The organism is Stenotrophomonas bentonitica (assembly GCF_002887735.1).
GTDB lineage: Bacteria > Pseudomonadota > Gammaproteobacteria > Xanthomonadales > Xanthomonadaceae > Stenotrophomonas > Stenotrophomonas bentonitica_A.
The window spans coordinates 1-21,311 of the sequence record NZ_PKQP01000014.1; the positions used below are offsets into that span (position 1 = coordinate 1).

Consider the following 21,311-nt stretch of genomic DNA (forward strand, 5'->3'; position numbering starts at 1 on the left):
GATCTCGGCCACCCAACGCCTGGGCGTGGTCGTTCCGGTGACACTGGCGTTGATCTTCGCTCTGCTATTCATGGCCTTCGGCTCGGCCAAGGATGCGGCCATTGTGTTCAGTGGCGTGCCGCTGGCGCTGACCGGCGGTGTGCTGGCACTGGCTCTGCGCGGGATTCCGTTGTCGATCTCTGCCGGCGTGGGCTTCATCGCGCTGTCGGGCGTGGCCGTACTCAACGGGCTGGTCATGATCGCCTTCATCCGCCGTCTGCGCGAACAGGGCGATCCGCTAGACGACGCTGTGCGCGACGGCGCCCTTGGACGCCTGCGACCGGTGTTGATGACCGCCCTGGTAGCCTCGCTGGGCTTCCTACCCATGGCCTTGAATGTCGGTGCTGGCTCGGAAGTGCAGCGGCCGCTGGCCACTGTCGTCATCGGCGGCATCGTCTCATCCACCGCATTGACCTTGTTGGTGCTGCCGGTGCTCTATCGTTGGCTGCATCGCGACCGAGCTCCCCGCGCCGGTAGCACTGCTTTGGAGTCCCCATGAACGAGCTCAACCTGGAACAGGTCCGTGCGGCGATGTTTACCGACCCGGGCGTGAAAGCGGTGGACGACCTGCGCCTGGTCGCCGGTGAGCATGGCCGTGCGATCGCGGCCACCATCACCGTCGCTGCGCCCTCGGTCGACCTGGACCTGGTGCATGCTGTGATTGCCCAGGTCCTGGCCGATCAATTCGGCATCGATCAGATCATGCTGTGTTTCAACGACCCGGGCCCGGTACCGCCGCCGCCCACCGCGGTGCCGTTAAAGAAGATGTGATCGCAGCCCCTGGCTCTATGCGTCTGCGCTGGCAGGCGCATAGAGCTGATGACCCGGCAACGCGCACGCGCCGGCATACACAAAGGCCACGCTTTGCCGCACGCACGTCAGCTATTACCGCGAGCCTAAGCTGCGCCCCAAGCGAATCTGCGATGAGGCGTCCCATGGGCAGCACGGTACACGAAACAGCAAGTAGCGATGCTCGGGTTCGCTTGTACGCACTCAACGCGTCTGCGAGCCCGAGAGCTGCTTCAACCCAATCGCGGAAAACAAGGTGTGTCACGAAAGTATCCCGTTTTTCAGAAGATTCGCACTCTCCGCCCATGCCGACGGGCGCCAACGAACTACGGCGTCTGCAGCCATGCCGGACCTTACTCAGCCCGGGTCGAGATCAATGTGCTGTAAGTACTCGGGGATGCATGCAGACCAATGCAGCTGCCGCTCAATGGCTAACCTCTGAGCGTCGGCAGCGTCTGGCTCTCCGTGTGTGATGAAAACCCGCCGCGGAGTCGTCTGTGCCGTGCGCAGCCAGCTTAGAAGTTCATCGGCGTCGGCGTGGGCAGAAGCTGCTTCCACCTGTACCACCTCGGCACGTATCGGCACGTCCTGACCATAGATTCGCAGTAACTTGTCACCGCGCACCAATGCCGCCCCGCGCGTTCCCCCTGCCTGGAAGCCTGGCAAAAGGATCATGTTGCGACAATCCGGGCCAAAGGCGATGAGATGATGAAGAATGCGTCCCCCGGTCAGCATTCCACTACCCGCGACGATGATCATAGGGCCTTGCCGAAGGTTGAGAGCCTTGGATTCCTCGATGCTATTGACGAGCCGGGTTGCCGCGTGCAACCGCTCCAGTGCGGCGTCATCCAGCAGATGTTCGTTTCTGTATTTCCCATAGAGCAAGGTGACGTCCTTTGCCATGGGGCTGTTCAAGTAGATCGGGGCGCGCGGAATCCGCCCTTCCGCCTGCAGGGTGGCGATCACGTGCAACAAGAGCTGGGCGCGCCCCACCGCGAACGCCGGTATCATCACCACTCCACCCCGCCCGAGGGTGCGCCGGATCGGCTCGATAAGCAGGTCCGTCAAAGACGTCGTCGGATGGCGCCGATTGCCGTATGTCGATTCGACCACGACCCAATCCGATGCCGGCAGCGCCCAGGGAGGGCGCATCACCGGATCGTTCGAACGACCGACATCACCACTGAACGTGATGCGCCTGCCCCGATGGATCAGCGATACCGATGCGGCGCCAAGGATGTGTCCCTGTTTGCGAAACGTAGCCGTTACGCCAGGCACCGGTTCAAAGGGATCGGAAAAGTAGACGACGCGCATTAGATCCAGGCACCGTTGCGCATCCTCCTCGGTGTAGAGCGGCTCGGCCGGATGGTGTTTCGAGCTGCCACGCTGATTGGCGTGGCGCGCCTCCTCCTCCAGCAGGCGCGCGGCGTCGGGGAGAAGTGTCCTGCATAGATCCCGGGTGGCCGGTGTGCACCACACGGATCCATGGAATCCCTGCTTCATCAGTCGTGGCAGATATCCGCTGTGATCCAGGTGCGCGTGGGTGAGCACCACCGCATCAATGGATGCGGGATCCACCGGAAACGGTAGCCAGTTCCGCAATCGCAGCGGTTTGTATCCCTGGAAGAGCCCGCAATCCACCATGACGCGGGCGCCACCGGCCTCTATCAGGTAGCGTGAGCCGGTGACAGTATCCGTGCCGCCCAGGAACGAGACACTGAGGCGGGTTGCATCGTGAGGCGGATTGTTCACGTACATGGATCACCTGGGAGGGCGTTGGATCAGCCGTGCGGCAGGCCAAGCCGGCGTTGCTCGGCAGCCGATGCCCGGTACGGGAGAACTGGGTGGCCAGCGGGCTTCACGCCGATCTCAGTGGGCGAGAAATACTGGTATCGGACTGTGCCGGATCAGTGTGCGGGTAACGCCGCCAAACAGGAATTCCGAGGCACGGGATCTGCCGTAGCCGCCGGCGACAATGCAATCGGCGCCGCTCTCCTTCACGAAGTTCAGTATGGCCGGTCCTGCTCCACCTTCCTCATAGCCGCGGTGCACAGGCGAGGCTGAGACGCCGTGGCGCTGTAGATGAGTCACCAGGCGCAGAGTCGCGTCTTTCTCCCTGCTGGGTTCGCCGGGACCGGCATCGATAGACAACAGGTGTACACGCTGTGCAGCGACAAGCAACGGCAAGGCATCATGGACCGCGCGAATGGATTCCCTCGTGCTTTTCCATGCAATTACAACGTCACGCGGCACCGCATCGCGTGCTTCCGGTGGCACGAGCAGCAGCGGCACGCCCGATTCCACCAGCAACGAGGAGACAAGCGTGTCCTCAATGCCGGGGTCATCGCGATGCAACCCCAAGATGGTCAGGTCAACGCATCGTGACTGAGGCATCACCTGATCCACAGGCCCCTCCCACACCCTCTCGTTCGCGGACACGAGCCAATCTACCCCTGCGCCCGCCAGCCGCTCCTCCAGCGACGTGGCAAGCATCCTGACCGTTTCCTTGGCCGGCTCGTGCAGAGCGGTGTAGACGGCAGGGTAGTACATCCAACCCGTCGCTACCGGCACAACTACACTGGCCCCAGCCAGAGCTACCAGACGGCTCCCCTGCTCACGCGAAAGCGCCGTGGCCAGACCCAACGCCTGCTCGTGCAGGCGCCCCAAGACGAAGGGCAGCAGAATGTCGCAGTACATGATCGGTCTCCCCGGGGTGAAGGAGTCGTTAGCTTGAGCCCCGCGCGACGAATGAACTTGATCGAAGTCAACGAAAGTTCCCCTGGATCGTTGACTTGGATCAAGTCATCCCGGGATTCGTTCTGGACAAATGCCCGAGCAGAATCGCCATTGACCGATTCCAGTGGGCAACCAAAAATGCTGAGCATCGTCCAGGATCCGGCAGGCACCGCCGCGGGGCTGATTACCGCCTCTGTCGTGGGCGCCCTTGTTGGACTGGCCTGGCAGCGAGCAGGCGGGAGGATGGCGGCGGCCCACACGCGCTTTGGGGGCAGTGTTGTGCTTGCGCTGGTCGCGATCTCAGGCGGGTTGGGAGCGCTGCTGGGAGGCGCGGCGCTGGTAGCTGGCGCAGTGCTGCTGGGCCTGGCAGTCTGCCCTCGCCCACGACACTCCCAGGCAGCCGCGGCCAGTCTGATTGTGCTGCCTGCCCTGTATCTGGTAGGCGCCATTGCGGTAAGCGCACCTGCAACGGCGATCCTCGCCGGCAGTGCCATCCTGGTGATACTGGTTGGGGGCCCTGCCCTGATACGGAAGGTGAATGCGAAGGTTTCCAGCCGTGAGCTTCGGGACGTCGCAACGGTGCTGGTTGCTGGCTTTCTGATTCTTCCCTTGCTTCCAGACCGCACCGTCGACCCTTGGGAAGTCATCAACCCGAGTCGGCTCGGCACACTCATCGTGGCGCTGATGGCAGTCAGCGTCGGAGCGCACCTGGCGCTACGCCATCTGGGGCCCGGTCGGCCTTGGCCTTGACCGGCTTCGCCGGTGGGTTTGTCTCCAGTACCGCCACCATCGCGGCAATGGCGGACGGGGCGCGGTCGTCGCCCCGGCTGGCGCCTGCATTCGCAGGAGCAGCCTTGCTTTCCAACGTGGCCATGATTCTGCAGTTGGGCCTGGTAATGGGCACGCTGGCACCTGCATTACTCGCCTACAGCATGGTCCCGCTGGTCTGCTCGGCAATCGTGGCCATGGGGATAGCATTGGCATTCGGATGGCGGTCCTTGCTCAGTACCTCAGCGGTGTCCGGGCTGGCCATCGTGCGGCCATTCAAACCGTTGGCGATCGTGGTTTTTGTTGGGCTGATCGTCATTCTGCTTCTGGCAGCAAGTCTGCTGCGAGACTGGCTGGGTGACGAGAGCCTGCCCTGGACTCTGGGCATCTCCGGCATTGCCGACGTACATGCCGCCACCGCCTCTGCCGCCCAGATGGTTGGTGCGGAGCGGATCAGCAACGGTATCGCGATACAGGCGATCACCATCGCACTCGCGACCAACTCATTGCTGAAATGCTTGATCGCCGCGGCAAGGGGCGGATGGCGCTTCTCTGCTCCGTTGTTGATCGGGACCAGCCTGATCGTCGGAACGTTCGCTGTGGCCGCCGGGCGTAGCGGGTGATCGTCAACACCTTGACCCACGTCAATATCTCCGTGCAGGACTGGCGGAGAATGCGGGGCAACGCCGGCCTCTGTGTCCAACAGCCAAGATGGATATTCTTGTCCCTTTGACGGATACGCCCGCTGATGCTTCTGCCATGCAGCTGGCAGCAGCGCTTGTCGGCGCCCGTGGCGGGCACATCACGCTGGTGCAGCCAGTGGAATCTCCCTTGCCCGACGTTGCACGCGCCGAAGTCCCGCCCAGAGTCGCCACGCTCTTGCGCCGGGTTGCGCAGTGGAGCGTTCCGCATGACATCCAGATCGAGGACGGGCGCGCGGAACGTCCTGTGGACGCGATTGCCCTGCGCGCACAGGGTTTCGACCAGGTGATAATGGCGTGCGCCGGACATGACCACGCCGAGCGCAGGCTGCAACATGCTCAGTTCTCTTCACTGGTTAGCCGATCCGGACGCCCCATCCTGGCATTGCCAGGGAGAACCCGTTTCGACGGAATCTTCAAGCGGGCCGTCATCGGCTGGAGTGCAACCCCCGAATCCGCTCGCGCGGCACATGATTTCCTGAGATTGGATTTCGCGTGTGCCCTTGTGGTTACCACCGTGGACGGAAGTGACCGGGTCAATGAACATGCTCAGGCGTTCATCAACAGTCTGATGCGGCAGGGGCGAGAAGCGATATTTACTCCCGTGTCGTCAGATGGGGGGAGCGTGGCTGAAGCGCTACTGGGCCACGCATTTGATAGCCAGGCGGATCTACTCGTCTGCGGCGCCTATGGCCATTCGCGCGCGCGCGAATGGCTGCTGGGGGGAACGACGAGGGAGCTCTTCGAGCGCACCCTCACGCCCCTGTTCCTGTCACGTTGACGCACCAGGATGCCAGAGCCATGTTGAAGGATATTCTTGTGCCTTTGTCAGACTCATCAGCAGATGACGCGGCCATCCGCTTCGCCGTCGAGATCGGCAGGTCGCAGGACGCGCGGGTGCGCATCATCGAAACGGTCGACCTGCCTCCGCCGGCGATCGGGACTGCTGATCCGACGCCCCGCGCATCGTTCCTGGCTGCCCAGGACGCATGTCGGCGGGAGGCCTCGGAAAGAGCCTCAAGGATCAGGGCCAGAATCGCAGAGCACCCTGGTGTTTCCGTAGAAGTTCACGAAGCGGGCATTGAATCTCCTGCAGAGCTCGCCGCTCGACTGGCCTTCTCTGCGGATCTGGCCATTGTCGGGGGCTGGTCAGGATTCGCCAAGGCCGACCCAGCGGGCGTGGCCCTGTTCAATGCGCTGCTTTTTGACGCGGGAAGGCCCGTTGTGGTGGTGCCGCCGCATTGGCGGGCAAGCGACCACTCGTGTGCGATTGTGGGTTGGAAAGACACCCCAAACGCATGCCGCGCCCTGCACAGCGCGATCCCATTGCTACAGCAGGTGCAGACTGTCCTTCTGGTGGAGATATGCAGCCATTCGGACGAGATGGAGGGTGCTGCTGGCACTGTCACAGCTTCCCTCATTGAACACCTCCGGAGCTGGGGCATCGCCGCATCGGCCACCCGGCTGCTTGCCAGACACCGCCGTTCCAGCGAGGTCCTGCTCGATCACGCCCGCGCGACCAAGGCGACGTTGATCGTGGTTGGCGGATACGGACACTCCCGCCTGCGCGAGCGGACCATCGGAGGGATGACGATGGAGCTATTGCAGGGGGCGACCATTCCGGTCCTTTATGCCCATTGAGTACCCCCAACGCCAGGATCGTGCCTCGGCAGCGGCGAAAGGCAGATTGGGGAGCACGCAGTCGGACTCCTGGCGCTTCGCGCTGTTCTGCCTTGGAATCTACATAGGGTGCTGGCTGCTTGCCGCAGTCGAACCCTACCACCGGCGCGACTGGTTGCTGGAGAATCTGCTGGTATTCATCGCCATTCCCTACGTTGTCTTCCAGCAGTGGAAGCGCCCGTTCCGGCCCGCAACCAATGTCTCGCTTCTGCTTTTTCTGTGCCTGCATGCCGTGGGCGCTCATTTTACGTACTCGGAAGTCCCTTACGACGCTTGGGCGCAGAAACTTGCGGGCTACAGGATCACCGACCTGTTCGGCTGGGATCGCAACCCTTTCGACAGACTCGTTCACCTCGCCTACGGCGTATTGGTCTTTCCCGCGGCGAGAGAGCTCTACGCAAGGCGTGCTGTGGCCAGCGAGCTGACGCTGACCCTGATTGCCACTCAGTTCATCGTCGCCACGTCCGCTGCCTATGAACTGATCGAATGGGGCGCGGTTCTGGTGGTCGACCAGGACCTTGGAATGGCTTATCTCGGCATCCAGGGCGACGTGTGGGATGCGCACAAGGATGTGCTGTTGGCGTCGGCTGGAGCGATCATCAGCGCGGTGGGTGCCAGCGTACGGCACGCCACGTCTGCTCACTCCCGGTCGTCGGACTGATCCACGCAGAAGATCCTGTGCATGGCAACCAGCATCGCCTCAACGCGGCTGTCATTGATGCGATAGAAGACTGAACGTGACTCTCGCCGGGTCGTCACCAGATGCCGTTGACGCAGTTCGGCGAGCTGCTGGGAAAGGGCCGGCTGTCGGATGCCGGTGGCCTCCTCGAGGGCGCCGACGGTCGACTCCCCTTGGGACAGCTGACAAAGCAACAGCAGACGCGACGGCGTGGCCATGAAGCGCAGCAACTCGGCCACTTCAGGCGCCCGTTCCTTCATGTCGGCCAGGTTGTTGGCGGTGAGGCGGTTGGTCAAGAGCGGTTCACCAGAAAGGAGAGCTAGAGCGTACCTGTTAATCCGCACGCCAGCTGAACCGGCCAAAGGACACGAAGCGGCACTTACATAGTTTACGTAAGTATGTATTAATATCCATCATACAACCACCGGGAGCGAGTCGTGAACAGGCCTGTCGTCGTCGATTCTTCATTGGAGAGAGCTCAAAACATCGTGCGTGAAGCGCGAGGTGGCCACACGCCTTCGCCTTGCGTGAAGACGTTCTTCGACCCCGCCACCTTTACGGCCAGCCACGTGGTACGCGACCCCCGGTCTTCGGCGTGCGCCATCATCGACAGCGTTCTTGATTTCGATATGCCCTCTGGACGCACCTCGACCGACTCCGCCGCGGCGCTGGTCCAGTACATTCATGACGAAGGGCTGCAGGTTCAGTGGCTGCTGGAAACGCATGCCCACGCCGATCACCTTTCCGCTGCACCGTGGTTGCAGCGGCGGGTCGGCGGAACGCTTGCCATTGGCGAGCACATCACCGGCGTGCAGGACACCTTCGGCAAGGTTTTCAACGCTGGCAAGGAGTTCAAGCGCGACGGGAGCCAATTCGACCATCTGTTTGCCGATGGCGCGGAGTTCACCGTTGGGAATCTCCAGGCAACTGCCTTGCACGTGCCAGGCCACACCCCTGCGTGCATGGCCTACGTCATCGGGGATGCGGTCTTTCCGGGCGACACTCTGTTCATGCCGGACTACGGCACGGCCCGCTGCGACTTCCCCGGTGGCTCGGCCCGCCAGCTCTATCGCTCCATCCAACGTCTACTGGCCCTGCCGGATGACGCCCGGGTGTTCCTCTGCCACGACTACAAGGCCACGGGCCGGGATCGGTTCGCATGGGAAACCACCATGGGCGCGGAACGAACCGCGAATATCCATGTGCATCAAGGTGTGACGGAGGACATGTTCGTGGAGATGCGTGAGAGCCGCGACGCGACGCTCCCCATGCCGCGCCTGATCCTGCCCTCAGTGCAGGTCAACATGCGCGCGGGCCATCTGCCCGACCCGGATGACAACGGGGTGCGCTACCTCAAACTGCCGGTGGACCTGCTATGACCCTCCCCTCTTTGGCGTGGTACTGGCCCGTCATCGGCGGCCTGATGATCGGTACGGCAGCGGGTGGATTTCTGCTGCTGACCGGTCGCATTGCCGGCGTCTCCGGCTTGCTTGCAAACACTCTTGGCCTGTCGTCCGCTGGCGACCGCTCCTTGTCGGCCCTGTTCCTGGCAGGGCTGCTGGTGGCGTCCGGGCTGGCGCTCGCGGTCAAGCCCATTTCGCTGCCGTCGCTTTCAATCTCCGCTACGCCGTTGTTGGTGTTGGCCGGGCTGCTGGTCGGCTTTGGAACCCGCCTCGGATCTGGCTGCACGAGCGGTCACGGCGTTTGCGGCCTGGCCAGGCTGTCACCACGCTCCATGGTTGCCACGGGCGTTTTCATGCTCATGGGCATGGCGACCGTGGCGGTTGTCCGCATGATGATCGGAGGCGGAACATGATCCGGCTGGCGGCAGTTCTGTGTGGCGCCTTGTTTGGCCTGGGCCTGGTCGTCTCGGACATGGCCAATCCCACGCGCGTACTCGCCTTTCTTGACGTCACAGGCAGGTGGGATCCATCACTGGCACTTGTCATGGCCGGGGCGCTGATTCCGTCAGCGATCGCCTATCGATGGGTCCGCGCACGCAATGCTCCTGTGCTCGCTGCGGCGCTGCACATTCCCAATCAGCGTCAGATCGACCGGAACCTGGTCATTGGCGCGGCAGTGTTTGGCGTTGGGTGGGGGCTGGCAGGCGTATGCCCGGGCCCGGCCATTGCACTGTTGCCAACGGGTCAACCCTTTGCACTCGTTTTCGCGGCCGCCATGGTCGTCGGCATGCTCCTCCACTGGCTCCTCCACCGTCCCCGCTCAACAGAGAATTCGCCATGAATCTGCACTCACTTGCGCCGAGCTTGCATGTGACCGACCAACTGGTTCCCACCGACATACCTGCCTTGAAAAAGGCGGGCATCTCGAGTGTCATCTGTAATAGACCCGACGGCGAGCAGCCGGACCAGCCCGATCACCTTGCACTGCAGGCGGCCTGCTCCAGGGCGGGCCTGGGCTTTGCCTATCTGCCCGTCGTGCCTGGCGGCATCACCGATGGACATGTGCAGCAGTTTGGCGTGCTGCTGGAACAACTGCCTGCACCCATCGTCGCTTACTGCAGGACCGGCACCCGCTCGACGTCGCTATGGGCCCTATCCCAGGTTCGTAACGGCGGAGCTACGCCCGAACAGGTGCTGTCCATTGCCGGTGAGGCTGGTTACGACCTGTCCTCTCTTGCTTCGCGCCTGCGAGGCGCCCCCTCTTCCGCTGCCTAACGGCCAACTGACATGGAAACCCTTTCCCTGTTGCAGCTCGCGCTGGGTGGACTCTCCGGCATTCTGGTGGGCTTCGTACTCGGGCTGGTCGGCGGAGGCGGCTCTATTCTGGCTGTCCCGCTCATGCTTTACCTGGTGGGCATCGACAGTCCACACGTCGCCATCGGTACCAGTGCATTGGCGGTTGCTGCCAATGCACTTTCCAACCTTTTCGTTCATGCCCGCCGGGGAAACGTGAGATGGCCGTGCGCGTCGGTCTTCGCGTTGGCAGGCATCGCTGGCGCCTATCTGGGCTCCAGCTTAGGTAAGGCCGTGGATGGGCAGCGACTATTGTTCATGTTTGCCCTGCTGATGGTCGTGATAGGCATTCTTATGCTGCGCAAACGCAATGCGGAAGGTGATGCAAGCGTCCGCCTCAGCAAAGGGAACATGCCGGCACTGCTCGGATTAGGGGCGTTCTCCGGGGCACTCTCCGGATTCTTCGGTATTGGCGGCGGCTTCCTGGTTGTCCCTGGGCTGATGGCCGCCACGGGCATGCCGATGCTGGCCGCAATAGGCAGCTCCCTCGTAGCTGTCTCCGCTTTCGGTCTGACGACTGCCATCAACTATGCTCAATCCGGCCTGGTCAACTGGCCACTTGCTGCCGCATTCGTCGTTGCTGGAAGTGCGGGCGGAATCGCCGGAGCGCGCGCATCAGCAGCGTTGGCAGAGCACCGTGGAGTGTTGAATGTTGCATTCGCGCTACTCATTTTCATGACGGCGGCTTATATGCTCTGGCAGATGCCCTGACTACCGCGCCATCGCCCAACCCGCCATGGCAGCCAGCAACACCACCACGATCGGCGGTGCACGCGCGACGACCAGTAGCCCGAACGCAACCAGCGCCATCGTGACATCCCATCGGTCATGGATCGCACTCGTCCACACCGGGTCGTACAACGCTGCCAGCAGGATCCCGACGACCCCGGCGTTGACGCCTGCAATTGAAGCCTGCAGATCCTTGCGGTGGCTTAGCGACTCCCAGAAGGGCAGCACTCCTACGAGCACGAGAACGGCAGGCATGAAAATGACCGCCAACAGCGTAAGACCTCCCGCCCAGCCACTCAACGGACCCGCGGCCATGGCCCCCAGGTACGCTGCGAATGTGAAAAGAGGGCCCGGCACCGCCTGCGCCGCACCGTACCCGGCGAGCAGATCTGCCGTGCTCACGGTGCCGCTCTGGACAACCGCGGTCTGCAGCAATGGCAGCACGACGTGGCCGCCGCCAAAGACCAGGGCGCCGGCGCGGTAGACCCCCTCCAACAGCATGGCCAGGGGGGATCCGCTCGCCGCGGCCCACACCGGCAGCAGAACAAGTGGCAGCACCAGTAGCACCAGTGCCACCGTGCCGGTTCTTCGCGAGACGGGATAGCCGCCGTCTGATTGGCCGGAAACTGGTTCGATCTTCAGCATCCAGCGACCGAGCAGTCCGCTGAAGATGATCACCACGATCTGGCCGACGACCGAGGGCATGGCCAAGGTCAACACAGCGGCAACAAATGCCATCCCTGCGCGCAGACGGTCCGGGCACAGGGACCGGGCCATTCCCCATACCGCTTGGGCCACCACGGCAACTGCCACGATCTTCAGGCCATGCAGCCAGCCGGATTCAACGATGCCCTGGTATCCGGCAACGCCCAAGGCAAACAGGATCATCAGCACGGCCGAGGGCAGGGTAAAGCCTGCCCAGGCGGCCACCAGACCAGGCCAGCCGGCTCGACGCAGGCCAAGCGCCATTCCAACCTGGCTGCTGGCCGGGCCCGGAAGTAGTTGGCACAGGGCCACCAGATCGGAATAGCTACGGTCCGTCAGCCAACGGCGACGCTCGACGAACTCGTGGCGGAAATAGCTCAGGTGGGCAATCGGGCCGCCGAACGACGTCAGTCCCAGTCGCAGGAACACCAGGAAGACGCGCCACGCGCTTTCGGTTGTTGCGGGATCGAGCGGCGACATAGGGCATGACCTCCTGTGGTTCTCAACGGCAGCGAGCCCAGCCAAGCAATGGGATCACGGCGTCGAGCTTCCGGTATGCCCGGTCACCCACTCTCCATCTTCCTTTCGGAACGGTCCGGGCAGCGGCGGCAGGATGTCCAGCACCACTTCTGATGGCCGACACAGACGGGTACCCCTATCGGTTTGTACCAAAGGACGATTGATGAGTATCGGGTGCGTCAGCATCGCATCAAGCAGCGCGTCGTCGCTCAGTGCTGCATTGCCCAGTGCCAGCTCGTCATACGGCGTGCCCTTCTGCCGGATGGCATCACGCACGCTCAACCCTGCGGCCGTGATGAGGTCGACCAGGCGCGCGCGGCTGGGCGGGTGGGCCAGGTAGTCGATCACTTCCGGTTCGATCCCGGCGAAGCGGATCAGCGCGAGTGTGTTGCGCGAGGTGCCGCACTTGGGGTTGTGGTAGATGACAGCGTTCACGCACTTTCCTCCTGATTCAAAATGGTCTCGACCACGCCTGCAGCGGCCGCCAGCGCCGCCGCTTCAACGGCGCCCTTGCGCTCGCTGTAGCGGTCGACCAGGTAGTCACTGCGCCCGCGCACCAGCAGGGTGAACTTGACCAGTTCCTCCATCACGTCCACCACGCGATCGTAATACGCCGAAGGCTTCATTCGACCTTCGTCGTCGAACTCCTGCCACGCTTTGGCGACCGACGACTGGTTGGGGATCGTCACCATCCGCATCCATCGGCCGAGCACGCGCAGCGCGTTGACCACGTTGAACGATTGCGAGCCACCGCAGACCTGCATCACTGCCAGGGTGCGACCTTGGGTCGGGCGCACGCTCCCCTCTTCCAGCGGTAGCCAGTCAATCTGGTTCTTAAACACGGCGGTCAAAGTGCCGTGGCGTTCCGGGCTGATCCACACGTGCCCTTCAGACCACAAAGAAGCCTGGCGCAGCTCCTGCACCTTGGGGTGGGTGGCCGGCACCGAATCGAGCATCGGCAGCTCATGCGGATCAAACACTCGGGTCTCTGCGCCCAGATGTTCCAGCAACCGCTGCGCCTCCAAAGCCAGCTTGCGGCTGAACGACTGCGGGCGCAGGGAACCGTACAAGATCAGGATGCGGGGCCGGTGCGGCGCGGCATTCGGCTCGCTCAGCTTTTCGGCCACCGGAGGGTTCAAGGCGCCCGGGACGACATTGGGAAGGTGTTGCATGGGGGTTGTCCTGCCTATTCGATTCGACTATTCTAGAGGCATGGAACATAAAAACGCAACTCACGCCCTGGCCGCCCTGGGTCACGCCACCCGGCTTTCCATCTTCCGCCTGCTGGTCCAGGCCGGAAGTGGCGGCAAGCTGGCCGGCGACATCGCCCAGTCCCTCTCCCTTCCCGGTGCCACCCTCTCTTTCCATCTGAAGGAGTTGCTGGCCGCTGGCCTGATCACCGCCGAGCAGCGCGGTCGCACCATCTGCTACCGGGCCGAGTTCGAGGCGATGAGCGCGCTGGTGGCCTACCTGACCGAAAACTGCTGCGCCGACGAACAAGCCTGCGAACGTCCTGCTGGCTGCTGACCTTCCCCCGTCATAGAGATCGCTCAAATGACCCGTCGTGTTCTGTTCTTGTGTACTGGCAACTCCGCCCGCAGCGTGCTTGCCGAATCGACCCTTAAAAAATGGGGCGAAGGCCGCTATCTCTCCTTCAGTGCGGGCAGCCAGCCGGCCGGTCGCGTCAATCCCTTTGCCATTGCCCAGCTGGAGCGCGAAGGCTTCCCGGTCGAGGGCATGCGTAGCAAGTCCTGGGACGAATTTGCCGAAGTCGATGCCGCTGCCATGGACCTGATCGTCACCGTGTGTGACAGCGCGGCCGCCGAGGCGTGCCCGGTGGTGTTTGGTGACTTCGTTCGCGTGCATTGGGGCCTGTTCGACCCGGCCGGCGTGGAAGGTTCGGATGCGCAGAAGGCAGAAGCCTTTGACCGTGCCCATCAGACCATCAAGCGACGCCTACAGGCCTTCCTGGAGATTCCTGACAGCGACTGGGACGACCGCGCAGCGCTGAAGGCCCGCCTCGACCCGATCGCGCAGATCGACTAACCGCTTTTCCGAGACCTGCCATGACTACTGATTCCCCCCGCCTGTCCTTCCTGGACCGGTACCTTACGCTCTGGATTTTCTTGGCGATGGCCCTCGGCGTCGGCTTGGGCGCGATGTTCGAAGGCGTCCCCAGCGCGCTCCACAGCCTGTCGATTGGATCGACCAACATCCCGATCGCCATTGGCTTGATCCTGATGATGTATCCGCCGCTGGCCAAGGTGAAGTACGAAGAGCTGCCCAAGGTGTTCGCCGACAAGCGCGTGCTGATGCTCTCGCTGGTGCAGAACTGGATCATCGGTCCGTTCCTGATGTTCGGCTTGGCGGTGCTGTTCCTGCGCGACTACCCCGAATATATGACCGGCCTGATCCTGATCGGCCTGGCACGCTGCATAGCCATGGTGCTGGTCTGGAACCAACTCGCCCGTGGCGATGGGCAGTATGTGGCGGGCTTGGTCGCCTTCAACTCGATCTTCCAGATCGCGCTGTTCAGTGTCTATGCCTGGTTCTTCCTGTCGTGGCTGCCGCCGGTGTTCGGGCTGCAGGGCAGCGTGATCGACGTCAGCTTCTGGACCATTGCCGAGGCGGTGCTGATTTATCTGGGCATCCCCTTCCTCGCAGGGTTCCTCACCAGCCGCTGGCTCAAGGCGCGCAAGGGCGTGCGTTGGTATGAAGATAAGTTCCTGCCGGCGATCAGTCCGATCACGCTGGCGGCGCTGCTCTTCACGATCGTTGCCATGTTCAGCCTGAAGGGGGGCGATGTGCTGCGCATCCCGATGGACGCAGTGCGCATCGCGATCCCGCTGACGCTCTATTTCATCATTCAGTTCGTGCTGAGCTTCTTCATGGGCAAGTTCATTGCCAAGGACTATCCGCGCACGACCGCGATCGCCTTCACTGCTGCTGGCAACAATTTCGAGCTGGCCATCGCCGTCGCCATCGCCGCCTTTGGTCTGGCTTCGCCGGTCGCCTTCGCTGCGGTCATCGGACCGCTGGTGGAGGTGCCGGTGCTGATCCTGTTGGTCCATGTCGCCCTGCGGCTGGGCAAGCGCTACTTTCCTGCCGACGCACGGAGTCATTGAGTCATGAGCAAGACCCAACACATCCCGCTGTTGATCCTCGGTTCCGGCCCGGCCGGCTGGACGGCCGCGGTCTACGGCGCCCGCGCCAACCTGAACCCGGTGGTGATCACCGGCCTGCAGCAGGGCGGCCAGCTGATGACCACCACCGAGGTGGACAACTGGCCGGGCGACGCGCACGGCCTGATGGGCCCGGACCTGATGGCACGCATGCAGGCCCATGCCGAGCGCTTCGAGACCGAGGTGATCTTCGACCACATCCACACCGCCGACCTTTCCAAGCGCCCGTTCACGCTGATCGGCGACAGCGCCGAGTACACTGCGACGCGCTCATCATCGCCACCGGCGCCACCGCCAAGTACCTGGGCATTCCGACCGAAGAGGCCTTCAAGGGCCGCGGCGTGTCGGCCTGCGCCACCTGTGACGGCTTCTTCTACCGCGACCAGGACGTGGTCGTGGTCGGCGGCGGCAACACCGCCGTGGAAGAGGCGCTGTACCTGTCCAACATCGCCCGCAAGGTCTACCTGGTCCACCGCCGCGATACGCTCAAGGCGGAAAAGATCATGCAGGACAAGCTGTTCGCCAAGGTCGCCGCCGGCAAGATCGAGACCGTCTGGCACCACCAGGTGGACGAGGTGCTGGGCAACGACGCCGGCGTCACCGGCGTGCGCGTGAAGTCCACCCTGGACGGCAGCACCCGCGACCTGGAGGCGCACGGCTTCTTCGTGGCCATCGGCCACCACCCCAACACCAGCCTGTTCGACGGCCAGCTGACCATGAACAACGGCTACCTGGACATCCGTTCGGGGGTCGTCTCAGAAAACGGAAAATAAAGCACGCTAAGCCGGTTGCAGAGGCCGTAGCGGCCTGAACTTCCCCGCGCCGATCTTGGCGCTGCTGCGCCATAGGTAATCACCGGTCAGGTTGATGTGCTCCCAGCCGAGTGGCGACAGGTACTGCAATAGCGAGTCATCGACGGCATGACCATTGCCGCGCAACGCATGCGCCGCACGCTCCAGGTAGACCGTGTTCCACAGCACGATGGCCGCCGTCACCAGGTTGAGGCCGCTGGCCCGGTAGCGCTGCTGCTCGAAACTGCGGTCACGGATTTCACCAAGGCGGTTGAAGAACACGGCACGGGCCAGCGCATTGCGCGCCTCGCCTTTGTTCAGCCCGGCATGCACGCGGCGGCGTAGCTCGACGCTTTGCAGCCAGTCGAGGATGAACAGCGTGCGCTCGATGCGGCCCAACTCGCGCAGCGCGACGGCCAAGCCGTTCTGGCGCGGGTAGCTGCCGAGTTTCCTGAGCATCAGCGAGGCCGTCACCGTGCCCTGCTTGATCGAGGTGGCCAGCCGCAGGATTTCGTCCCAATGGGCGCGGACGTGCTTGATGTTGAGCGTGCCGCCGATCATCGGCTTGAGCGCGTCATAGGCGGCATCGCCCTTCGGGATGTAGAGCTTGGTGTCGCCCAGGTCGCGGATGCGCGGCGCGAAGCGGAAGCCCAAGAGGTGCATCAGGGCGAAGACGTGATCGGTGAAGCCCGCCGTGTCGGTGTAGTGCTCCTCGATCCGCAGGTCGGATTCGTGGTACAGCAGGCCGTCGAGCACGTAGGTTGAGTCGCGCAGGCCGACATTGACCACCTTGGTGTGGAATGGCGCGTATTGGTCGGAGATGTGGGTGTAGAAAGTCCGTCCTGGGCTGCTGCCATATTTTGGGTTGATGTGCCCCGTGCTCTTTGCCTTGCTAGCGGTTCGGAAATTCTGTCCGTCCGATGATGATGTGGTGCCATCGCCCCAGTGCCCGGCAAAGGGATGCCGAAACTGAGCGTTGACCAGTTCAGCCAACGCTGTCGAGTACGTTTCGTCGCGGGTATGCCAGGCTTGCAGCCAAGCGAGCTTCGCGTAGGTCGTGCCGGGGCAGGACTCGGCCATCTTGGTCAGGCCCAGGTTGATCGCGTCGGCCAGGATCGTGGTCAACAACAGGTTCTTGTCCTTGGCCAGATCGCCCGATTTCAAGTGCGTGAAGTGCCGGGTGAAGCCCGTCCACTCATCGACTTCGAGCAGCAGTTCGGTAATCTTGACGTGCGGCAGGACCATGGCTGTCTGGTCTATCAGCGCCTGCGCGGTGTCGGGCACCGCCGCATCCAGCGGCGTGATCTTCAAGCCCGACTCGGTGATGATGGCATCCGGCAGGTCGTTGGCTGCCGCCATGCGGTTGACGGTGGCAAGTTGTGCTTCCAGCAGCGTCAGCCGCTCATGCAGATATTGTTCGCAGTCGGTGGCCACGGCCAGCGGCAATTCGCTGGACTGCTTGAGGCTGGTGAACTTCTCGGGCGGTACCAGGTAGTCCTCGAAGTCCTTGAACTGGCGTGAACCCTGCACCCAGATGTCGCCCGAGCGCAGGGAGTTCTTCAACTCGGACAGCGCGCACAGTTCGTAGTAGCGCCGGTCGATACCGGCGTCGGTCATCACCAGTTTCTGCCAGCGCGGCTTGATGAAGCCGGTCGGTGCATCGGCTGGCAGCTTGCGGGCGTTGTCGGTGTTCATGCCGCGCAGCACCTCAATGGCATCAAGCACGTTTTTGGCGGCGGGCGCGGCCCGCAGCTTGAGCACGGCAAGGAATTCCGGTGCATAGCGGCGCAGGGTGGCGTAGCTCTCGCCGATGCGATGCAGGAAATCGAAGTCATCGGGTTGCGCGAGCTTCTGCGCCTCGGTGACGCTCTCGGCAAAGGAATCCCAGGACATGACGGCCTCGATGGCGGCAAACGCATCGCGGCCTGATTGCTTGGCGTCGATCAGCGCCTGACCGATGCGCCCGTACAGACGTACCTTGGCGTTGATGGCCTTGCCTGACGCCTGGAACTGCTGCTGATGCTTATTCTTGGCAGCGTTAAACAGCTTACCCAGGATGCGGTCGTGCAGGTCGATGATTTCGTCGGTGACGGTGGCCATGCCCTCGGTGGCCAGCGCCACGAGAGTGGCGTAGCGCCGTTGCGGCTCGAATTTGGCCAGGTCGGCGGGTGTCATCTGGCCGCCCTCGCGGGCAATCTTGAGCAGGCGGTTCTGGTGAACCAGCCGCTCGATGCCGGTAGGCAGATCGAGTGCCTGCCATGCCTTGAGGCGTTCGATGTGTTCCAGCATATGCCGCGAATTTGGCTTGGCCGGTGACTGGCGCAACCAAGCCAACCAGGTCGTCTTGCCGTTGTCCCGGCGCTTGAGCAGATCGTCGAGGCGGCGGCGATGCGCGTCCGCCAGTGGTTCGGCCAAGGCGTCGTAGATGCGCCGGTTAGCACGGGTGATCGCCTCGGCACTCGCCCGCTCGACGGCGTTGAGGGCGGGCAGAATGACCGACTGCCGCCGCAGGTGCCCGATCAAGGCGCTGGCCAGCACGATGCCTTTGTCGGTTTGCATCGCCAGCTCGGTCAGCATCTGGACGGCCTGCCGGTAATGGCTCATGGTGAAGGGCCGGAAACCGAACACGGTTTGCAGCTCGCTCAGGTGCTCGCGCCGGGTCTGCTCCCGCTGGCCGTACTCGTTCCAGCTTTCGACGCCGACCTTGAGCTGGTCGGCGACCAGCTTCAACAAGGGCGGGAACGGTAGTTCATCGACGCCCAGGATGACGCCGGGAAAGCGCAGGTAACAGAGCTGCACCGCGAAGCCCAGCCGATTGGCTGGCCCGCGCCGCTGTCGGATGATCGAGAGGTCGGTATCGTTGAATGTGTAATGTCGGATCAGGTCGTCCTTGGAGTCCGGCAACGCCAGCAGGCTTTCCCGCTCGGCGGCGGACAGGATGGAACGACGTGGCATATTTACTGATCCGTTCTCAAGTATTGATACAGGGTTTCGCGACTGATTCCGAATTCACGAGCAAGCTTGGTCTTTTGCTCGCCAGCCTCGACACGTTGGCGCAGTTCGGCAATACGCTCAGACGACAGGGATTTCTTCCTGCCACGGTAAGCCCCGCGTTGCTTGGCGAGCGCAATACCCTCGCGCTGACGCTCGCGGATCAGGGCGCGCTCGAACTCGGCGAACGCGCCCATCACCGAGAGCATCAGGTTCGCCATCGGAGAGTCTTCGCCAGTAAAACTGAGGTGTTCCTTGACGAATTCGATATGCACGCCGCGTTGTGTCAGCGTTTGCACGATCCGGCGCAAATCATCGAGATTGCGCGCCAGGCGATCCATGCTATGCACCACCACGGTGTCGCCGGTGCGGGCGAAGCTTATCAGCGCTTCCAGTTGCGGACGCTTGACATCCTTGCCGGATGCCTTGTCGCTAAAAGCGCGATCAACCTTGACGCCTTCCAGTTGCCGTTCCGGGTTCTGGTCGAAGGTGCTGACCCTGATATACCCAATGCGCTGTCCAGTCATGGAATTCCCTGCAAAATGTCAGGGAAGACTCTATGACCTTCAACGAGATATGTCAATAAATGCAAAATTCAATCCTATCCTGACGCAATTTACACATGGCATCTGACATCAGGTTAGGGTGTGCCTCAACCTGACGGCGGCGAATCACAAGCGTCCGGTTTGACGCTGGTTTCGGTCGCAGTGCTGGCCCGCGCCAGGAAGCGCTGATAGCACTCCAGCCCGCAGAAATGCTCCACGTACTCGGCCCCTTCCGGCGTGAAGGCGGCATCGAGCGGGATTTCCTTGCAGCACACGCAGCAACTGGTGCTCGGTTCATTGGCGTTCATGGTGGTGTTCCTCCATTGGTTGACGAAGCCGACGAAGGCCGCCGCCGGCATCGGCCTGGCGAACAGGAAACCCTGCACCGTGTCGCAACCCGCCTGCCGCAACCACGCAAGGCAGTCGGGTGTTTCCACACCCTCGGCTACCACCTCCATGCCCAGCCCGTGCGCGAGCTGGATCACCGCCCGCACGATAGTTTGGTCACGGGCATCATCCGGGAGCCTGGCGACAAAGGATTGGTCGATTTTCAATGTGGTGATGGGGCAGCATTTCAGATGTTGCAGGCAGGAATAGCCGGTGCCGAAGTCGTCGGCGGCGAAGCGCACGCCGATGGCGCGCAAGGCGTCGAAACTGGCGAACAGGGCTGGATTGCCGAATGCGACCGATTCGGTCAGTTCGATCTCCAGAAGCTCGGCGGGCAGGGCCATATCGGCCAGCACCCGCTTTACCTCGTCGTCGAACGTTGGCCCAACCTGGCTGGCGGACACATTGACGGCAAGACGGAACGGTTGCCATGCCGGTCCTTGCCACTTGTGCATCTGGCGACAGGCCTCGCCCAGCACCCACGCGCCTATTTCCGGCATCAGGCCGAACGACTCGGCCAGCGGCAGGAACTGGCCGGGCGGCAACAGGCCAAGCCTCGGATGCCGCCAGCGCATCAACGCTTCCGCGCCAGCGATCCGGTGATCGCGCAGATCGACCAGCGGCTGGTAATGCAGGTCAAGCTGTCCGCGCGCCGCCGCCTGCGCCAACTCGGCCGCCGTCCATCCGGCGGGCTGCGAACTCGTCATGATCCGCCCCGGAAGGCGCGCAGCAGCCGCGTTACGGCCAGAACGAACAAGCCGGTCAGCGCGAGCGCGGCAACACCCCAATGCTCGCCAAGGAAGGCACCGGCGGTCGTCCCGGCCAGCACGGCGGCGAGAATCGGCAGATGGCAGGGGCAGGTCAACACGGCCAGCGCACCCCACAGGTAGCCGGAAACGGGTTGGCGCGTCTCGGGCGGCAGTTTGTCAGGGGCGTTCACGGCAATGCCTCCTCGTGCGCCCGCTCGGCTGGCATGGAGGCCAGTTGCGCGTCCAGATGGGCCAACGCCGCGCGCCGCCGCTCGACCAACTGGCGCAGCACGGCAAGCTGCGCTGCGGCTTGTGCGCCGTCCGCTGCGTCGAGCGCACGGCACAGCCGCGCCAGGGCATCCAGGCCGATACCCGCCTCGAAGGCCGCGCGCACGAAGCACAGCCGTTGCAAGGCCGCATCGTCGAACACGCCGTAGCCGCCCGTGGTGCAGGCCACCGGCCGTAACAAGCCGCGCACCAGGTAGTCGCGCACGATATGTACGCTCACCCCAGCGTTATGGGCCAGTTGCGATACCGTGTAGGCGCTCATCGCACACCTCCTTGT

The 21,311-nt window shown here is 63.1% G+C and carries 26 protein-coding genes and 1 pseudogene; 16 read left to right on the plus strand and 11 right to left on the minus strand.

All coding sequences use genetic code 11. The annotated features are described in order from the left end of the window. Positions 1-538: efflux RND transporter permease subunit (locus C0R07_RS18195; RefSeq protein WP_174704371.1), on the plus strand; the 538-nt coding region annotated here is incomplete at its 5' end. Next, positions 535-810: a hypothetical protein gene (locus tag C0R07_RS18200; protein WP_005413380.1), complete on the plus strand. Its 276-nt coding sequence runs from the start codon at positions 535-537 to the stop codon at positions 808-810. The genes C0R07_RS18195 and C0R07_RS18200, both read left to right, overlap by 4 nt. A gap of 375 nt (positions 811-1,185) precedes the next feature. Here the strand turns inward: C0R07_RS18200 and C0R07_RS18205 are convergent, their stop codons facing one another. Both C0R07_RS18205 and C0R07_RS18210 read right to left on the minus strand, forming a co-directional pair. After that, positions 1,186-2,586: an MBL fold metallo-hydrolase RNA specificity domain-containing protein gene (locus C0R07_RS18205; RefSeq protein ID WP_100443864.1), complete on the minus strand. Its 1,401-nt coding sequence runs from the start codon at positions 2,584-2,586 to the stop codon at positions 1,186-1,188. Positions 2,587-2,697: 111 nt separating this feature from the next. Next, complete coding sequence (locus tag C0R07_RS18210) at positions 2,698-3,525, minus strand: universal stress protein (RefSeq protein ID WP_049430389.1); 828 nt, start codon at positions 3,523-3,525, stop codon at positions 2,698-2,700. Positions 3,526-3,582: 57 nt separating this feature from the next. Between C0R07_RS18210 and C0R07_RS19795 the strand changes: the two genes are divergently transcribed. From C0R07_RS19795 to C0R07_RS18230, 5 genes are all read left to right on the plus strand, one after another. Continuing rightward, positions 3,583-4,314, plus strand: coding sequence for a hypothetical protein (locus C0R07_RS19795; RefSeq protein WP_167390408.1), 732 nt, complete (start codon positions 3,583-3,585; stop codon positions 4,312-4,314). Then, positions 4,311-4,955: a DUF4010 domain-containing protein gene (locus C0R07_RS18215; protein WP_167390409.1), complete on the plus strand. Its 645-nt coding sequence runs from the start codon at positions 4,311-4,313 to the stop codon at positions 4,953-4,955. Before C0R07_RS19795 ends, C0R07_RS18215 begins: the two co-directional genes overlap by 4 nt. An 88-nt stretch (positions 4,956-5,043) precedes the next feature. Continuing rightward, complete coding sequence (locus tag C0R07_RS18220) at positions 5,044-5,814, plus strand: universal stress protein (RefSeq protein WP_049447182.1); 771 nt, start codon at positions 5,044-5,046, stop codon at positions 5,812-5,814. Positions 5,815-5,834: 20 nt separating this feature from the next. Continuing rightward, positions 5,835-6,674 carry a universal stress protein gene (locus tag C0R07_RS18225; protein ID WP_049430394.1) on the plus strand — a complete coding sequence of 280 codons (840 nt, stop codon included), beginning with the start codon at positions 5,835-5,837 and terminating at the stop codon, positions 6,672-6,674. After that, complete coding sequence (locus C0R07_RS18230) at positions 6,664-7,374, plus strand: DUF2238 domain-containing protein (protein WP_102789620.1); 711 nt, start codon at positions 6,664-6,666, stop codon at positions 7,372-7,374. The genes C0R07_RS18225 and C0R07_RS18230 overlap by 11 nt, the downstream gene beginning before the upstream one ends. On the opposite strand, the gene C0R07_RS18235 is transcribed toward C0R07_RS18230, so the two are convergent. Continuing rightward, the gene (locus C0R07_RS18235; protein ID WP_032967187.1) at positions 7,353-7,652 is read right to left on the minus strand and encodes an ArsR/SmtB family transcription factor; all 300 of its coding nucleotides are present in this window, start codon (positions 7,650-7,652) and stop codon (positions 7,353-7,355) included. The two genes, C0R07_RS18230 and C0R07_RS18235, sit on opposite strands and share 22 nt — an antisense overlap. A 207-nt stretch (positions 7,653-7,859) precedes the next feature. Here C0R07_RS18235 and C0R07_RS18240 point away from each other — a divergent pair, with 207 nt between their 5' ends. From C0R07_RS18240 to C0R07_RS18260, 5 genes are read left to right on the plus strand one after another with little or no spacing between them, the layout of a single operon-like run. After that, positions 7,860-8,771: an MBL fold metallo-hydrolase gene (locus C0R07_RS18240; protein ID WP_080101844.1), complete on the plus strand. Its 912-nt coding sequence runs from the start codon at positions 7,860-7,862 to the stop codon at positions 8,769-8,771. After that, positions 8,768-9,208, plus strand: a complete 441-nt coding sequence (locus tag C0R07_RS18245) for a YeeE/YedE family protein (protein WP_005413386.1) — start codon at positions 8,768-8,770, stop codon at positions 9,206-9,208. Before C0R07_RS18240 ends, C0R07_RS18245 begins: the two co-directional genes overlap by 4 nt. Then, entirely contained in the window at positions 9,205-9,636 is a 432-nt protein-coding gene (locus C0R07_RS18250) for a YeeE/YedE family protein (RefSeq protein ID WP_046272483.1), read from the plus strand. The genes C0R07_RS18245 and C0R07_RS18250 overlap by 4 nt, the downstream gene beginning before the upstream one ends. Further along, a complete protein-coding gene (locus tag C0R07_RS18255; RefSeq protein WP_049430400.1) occupies positions 9,633-10,070 on the plus strand; it encodes a TIGR01244 family sulfur transferase in 438 nt (145 codons plus the stop codon). Before C0R07_RS18250 ends, C0R07_RS18255 begins: the two co-directional genes overlap by 4 nt. A gap of 27 nt (positions 10,071-10,097) precedes the next feature. Further along, positions 10,098-10,859 (plus strand): sulfite exporter TauE/SafE family protein, encoded by a 762-nt coding sequence (locus C0R07_RS18260; RefSeq protein WP_080341470.1) that lies wholly within the window; start codon positions 10,098-10,100, stop codon positions 10,857-10,859. Here the strand turns inward: C0R07_RS18260 and chrA are convergent, their stop codons facing one another. From chrA to arsH, 3 genes are read right to left on the minus strand one after another with little or no spacing between them, the layout of a single operon-like run. Further along, positions 10,860-12,062, minus strand: a complete 1,203-nt coding sequence (chrA, locus tag C0R07_RS18265) for a chromate efflux transporter (protein ID WP_046272486.1) — start codon at positions 12,060-12,062, stop codon at positions 10,860-10,862. Between the two features lie 54 nt (positions 12,063-12,116). Next, positions 12,117-12,536, minus strand: coding sequence for an arsenate reductase (glutaredoxin) (gene arsC / locus C0R07_RS18270; protein ID WP_046982947.1), 420 nt, complete (start codon positions 12,534-12,536; stop codon positions 12,117-12,119). After that, positions 12,533-13,273 (minus strand): arsenical resistance protein ArsH, encoded by a 741-nt coding sequence (gene arsH / locus C0R07_RS18275; protein ID WP_046272488.1) that lies wholly within the window; start codon positions 13,271-13,273, stop codon positions 12,533-12,535. Before arsH ends, arsC begins: the two co-directional genes overlap by 4 nt. A 40-nt stretch (positions 13,274-13,313) precedes the next feature. Here arsH and C0R07_RS18280 point away from each other — a divergent pair, with 40 nt between their 5' ends. The 4 genes and pseudogenes from C0R07_RS18280 to C0R07_RS18295 form a co-directional block, all read left to right on the plus strand. Further along, entirely contained in the window at positions 13,314-13,628 is a 315-nt protein-coding gene (locus C0R07_RS18280; protein WP_046272489.1) for an ArsR/SmtB family transcription factor, read from the plus strand. A gap of 27 nt (positions 13,629-13,655) precedes the next feature. Beyond that, positions 13,656-14,147 (plus strand): arsenate reductase ArsC, encoded by a 492-nt coding sequence (locus C0R07_RS18285; protein WP_046272490.1) that lies wholly within the window; start codon positions 13,656-13,658, stop codon positions 14,145-14,147. 20 nt (positions 14,148-14,167) lie between these two features. Then, positions 14,168-15,226 carry an ACR3 family arsenite efflux transporter gene (arsB, locus tag C0R07_RS18290; RefSeq protein WP_046272491.1) on the plus strand — a complete coding sequence of 353 codons (1,059 nt, stop codon included), beginning with the start codon at positions 14,168-14,170 and terminating at the stop codon, positions 15,224-15,226. Between the two features lie 3 nt (positions 15,227-15,229). Next, positions 15,230-16,035: pseudogene (locus C0R07_RS18295) on the plus strand (NAD(P)/FAD-dependent oxidoreductase); the annotation flags it as partial. Positions 16,036-16,062: 27 nt separating this feature from the next. On the opposite strand, the gene C0R07_RS18300 reads toward C0R07_RS18295, so the two are convergent. The 5 genes from C0R07_RS18300 to merD form a co-directional block, all read right to left on the minus strand. Further along, the gene (locus tag C0R07_RS18300; protein WP_001138064.1) at positions 16,063-19,029 is read right to left on the minus strand and encodes a Tn3-like element TnAs3 family transposase; all 2,967 of its coding nucleotides are present in this window, start codon (positions 19,027-19,029) and stop codon (positions 16,063-16,065) included. Positions 19,030-19,031: 2 nt separating this feature from the next. Further along, positions 19,032-19,592 (minus strand): recombinase family protein, encoded by a 561-nt coding sequence (locus C0R07_RS18305; protein WP_000147567.1) that lies wholly within the window; start codon positions 19,590-19,592, stop codon positions 19,032-19,034. 125 nt (positions 19,593-19,717) lie between these two features. Next, positions 19,718-20,704, minus strand: coding sequence for a DUF3330 domain-containing protein (locus C0R07_RS20255; RefSeq protein ID WP_102789621.1), 987 nt, complete (start codon positions 20,702-20,704; stop codon positions 19,718-19,720). Further along, on the minus strand, positions 20,701-20,937 hold the full coding sequence (merE, locus tag C0R07_RS18315) for a broad-spectrum mercury transporter MerE (protein WP_000993386.1): 237 nt from the start codon (positions 20,935-20,937) through the stop codon (positions 20,701-20,703). Before merE ends, C0R07_RS20255 begins: the two co-directional genes overlap by 4 nt. Beyond that, positions 20,934-21,296, minus strand: coding sequence for a mercury resistance co-regulator MerD (gene merD / locus C0R07_RS18320; RefSeq protein WP_001277456.1), 363 nt, complete (start codon positions 21,294-21,296; stop codon positions 20,934-20,936). The genes merE and merD overlap by 4 nt, the downstream gene beginning before the upstream one ends. Positions 21,297-21,311 lie beyond the last annotated feature (15 nt).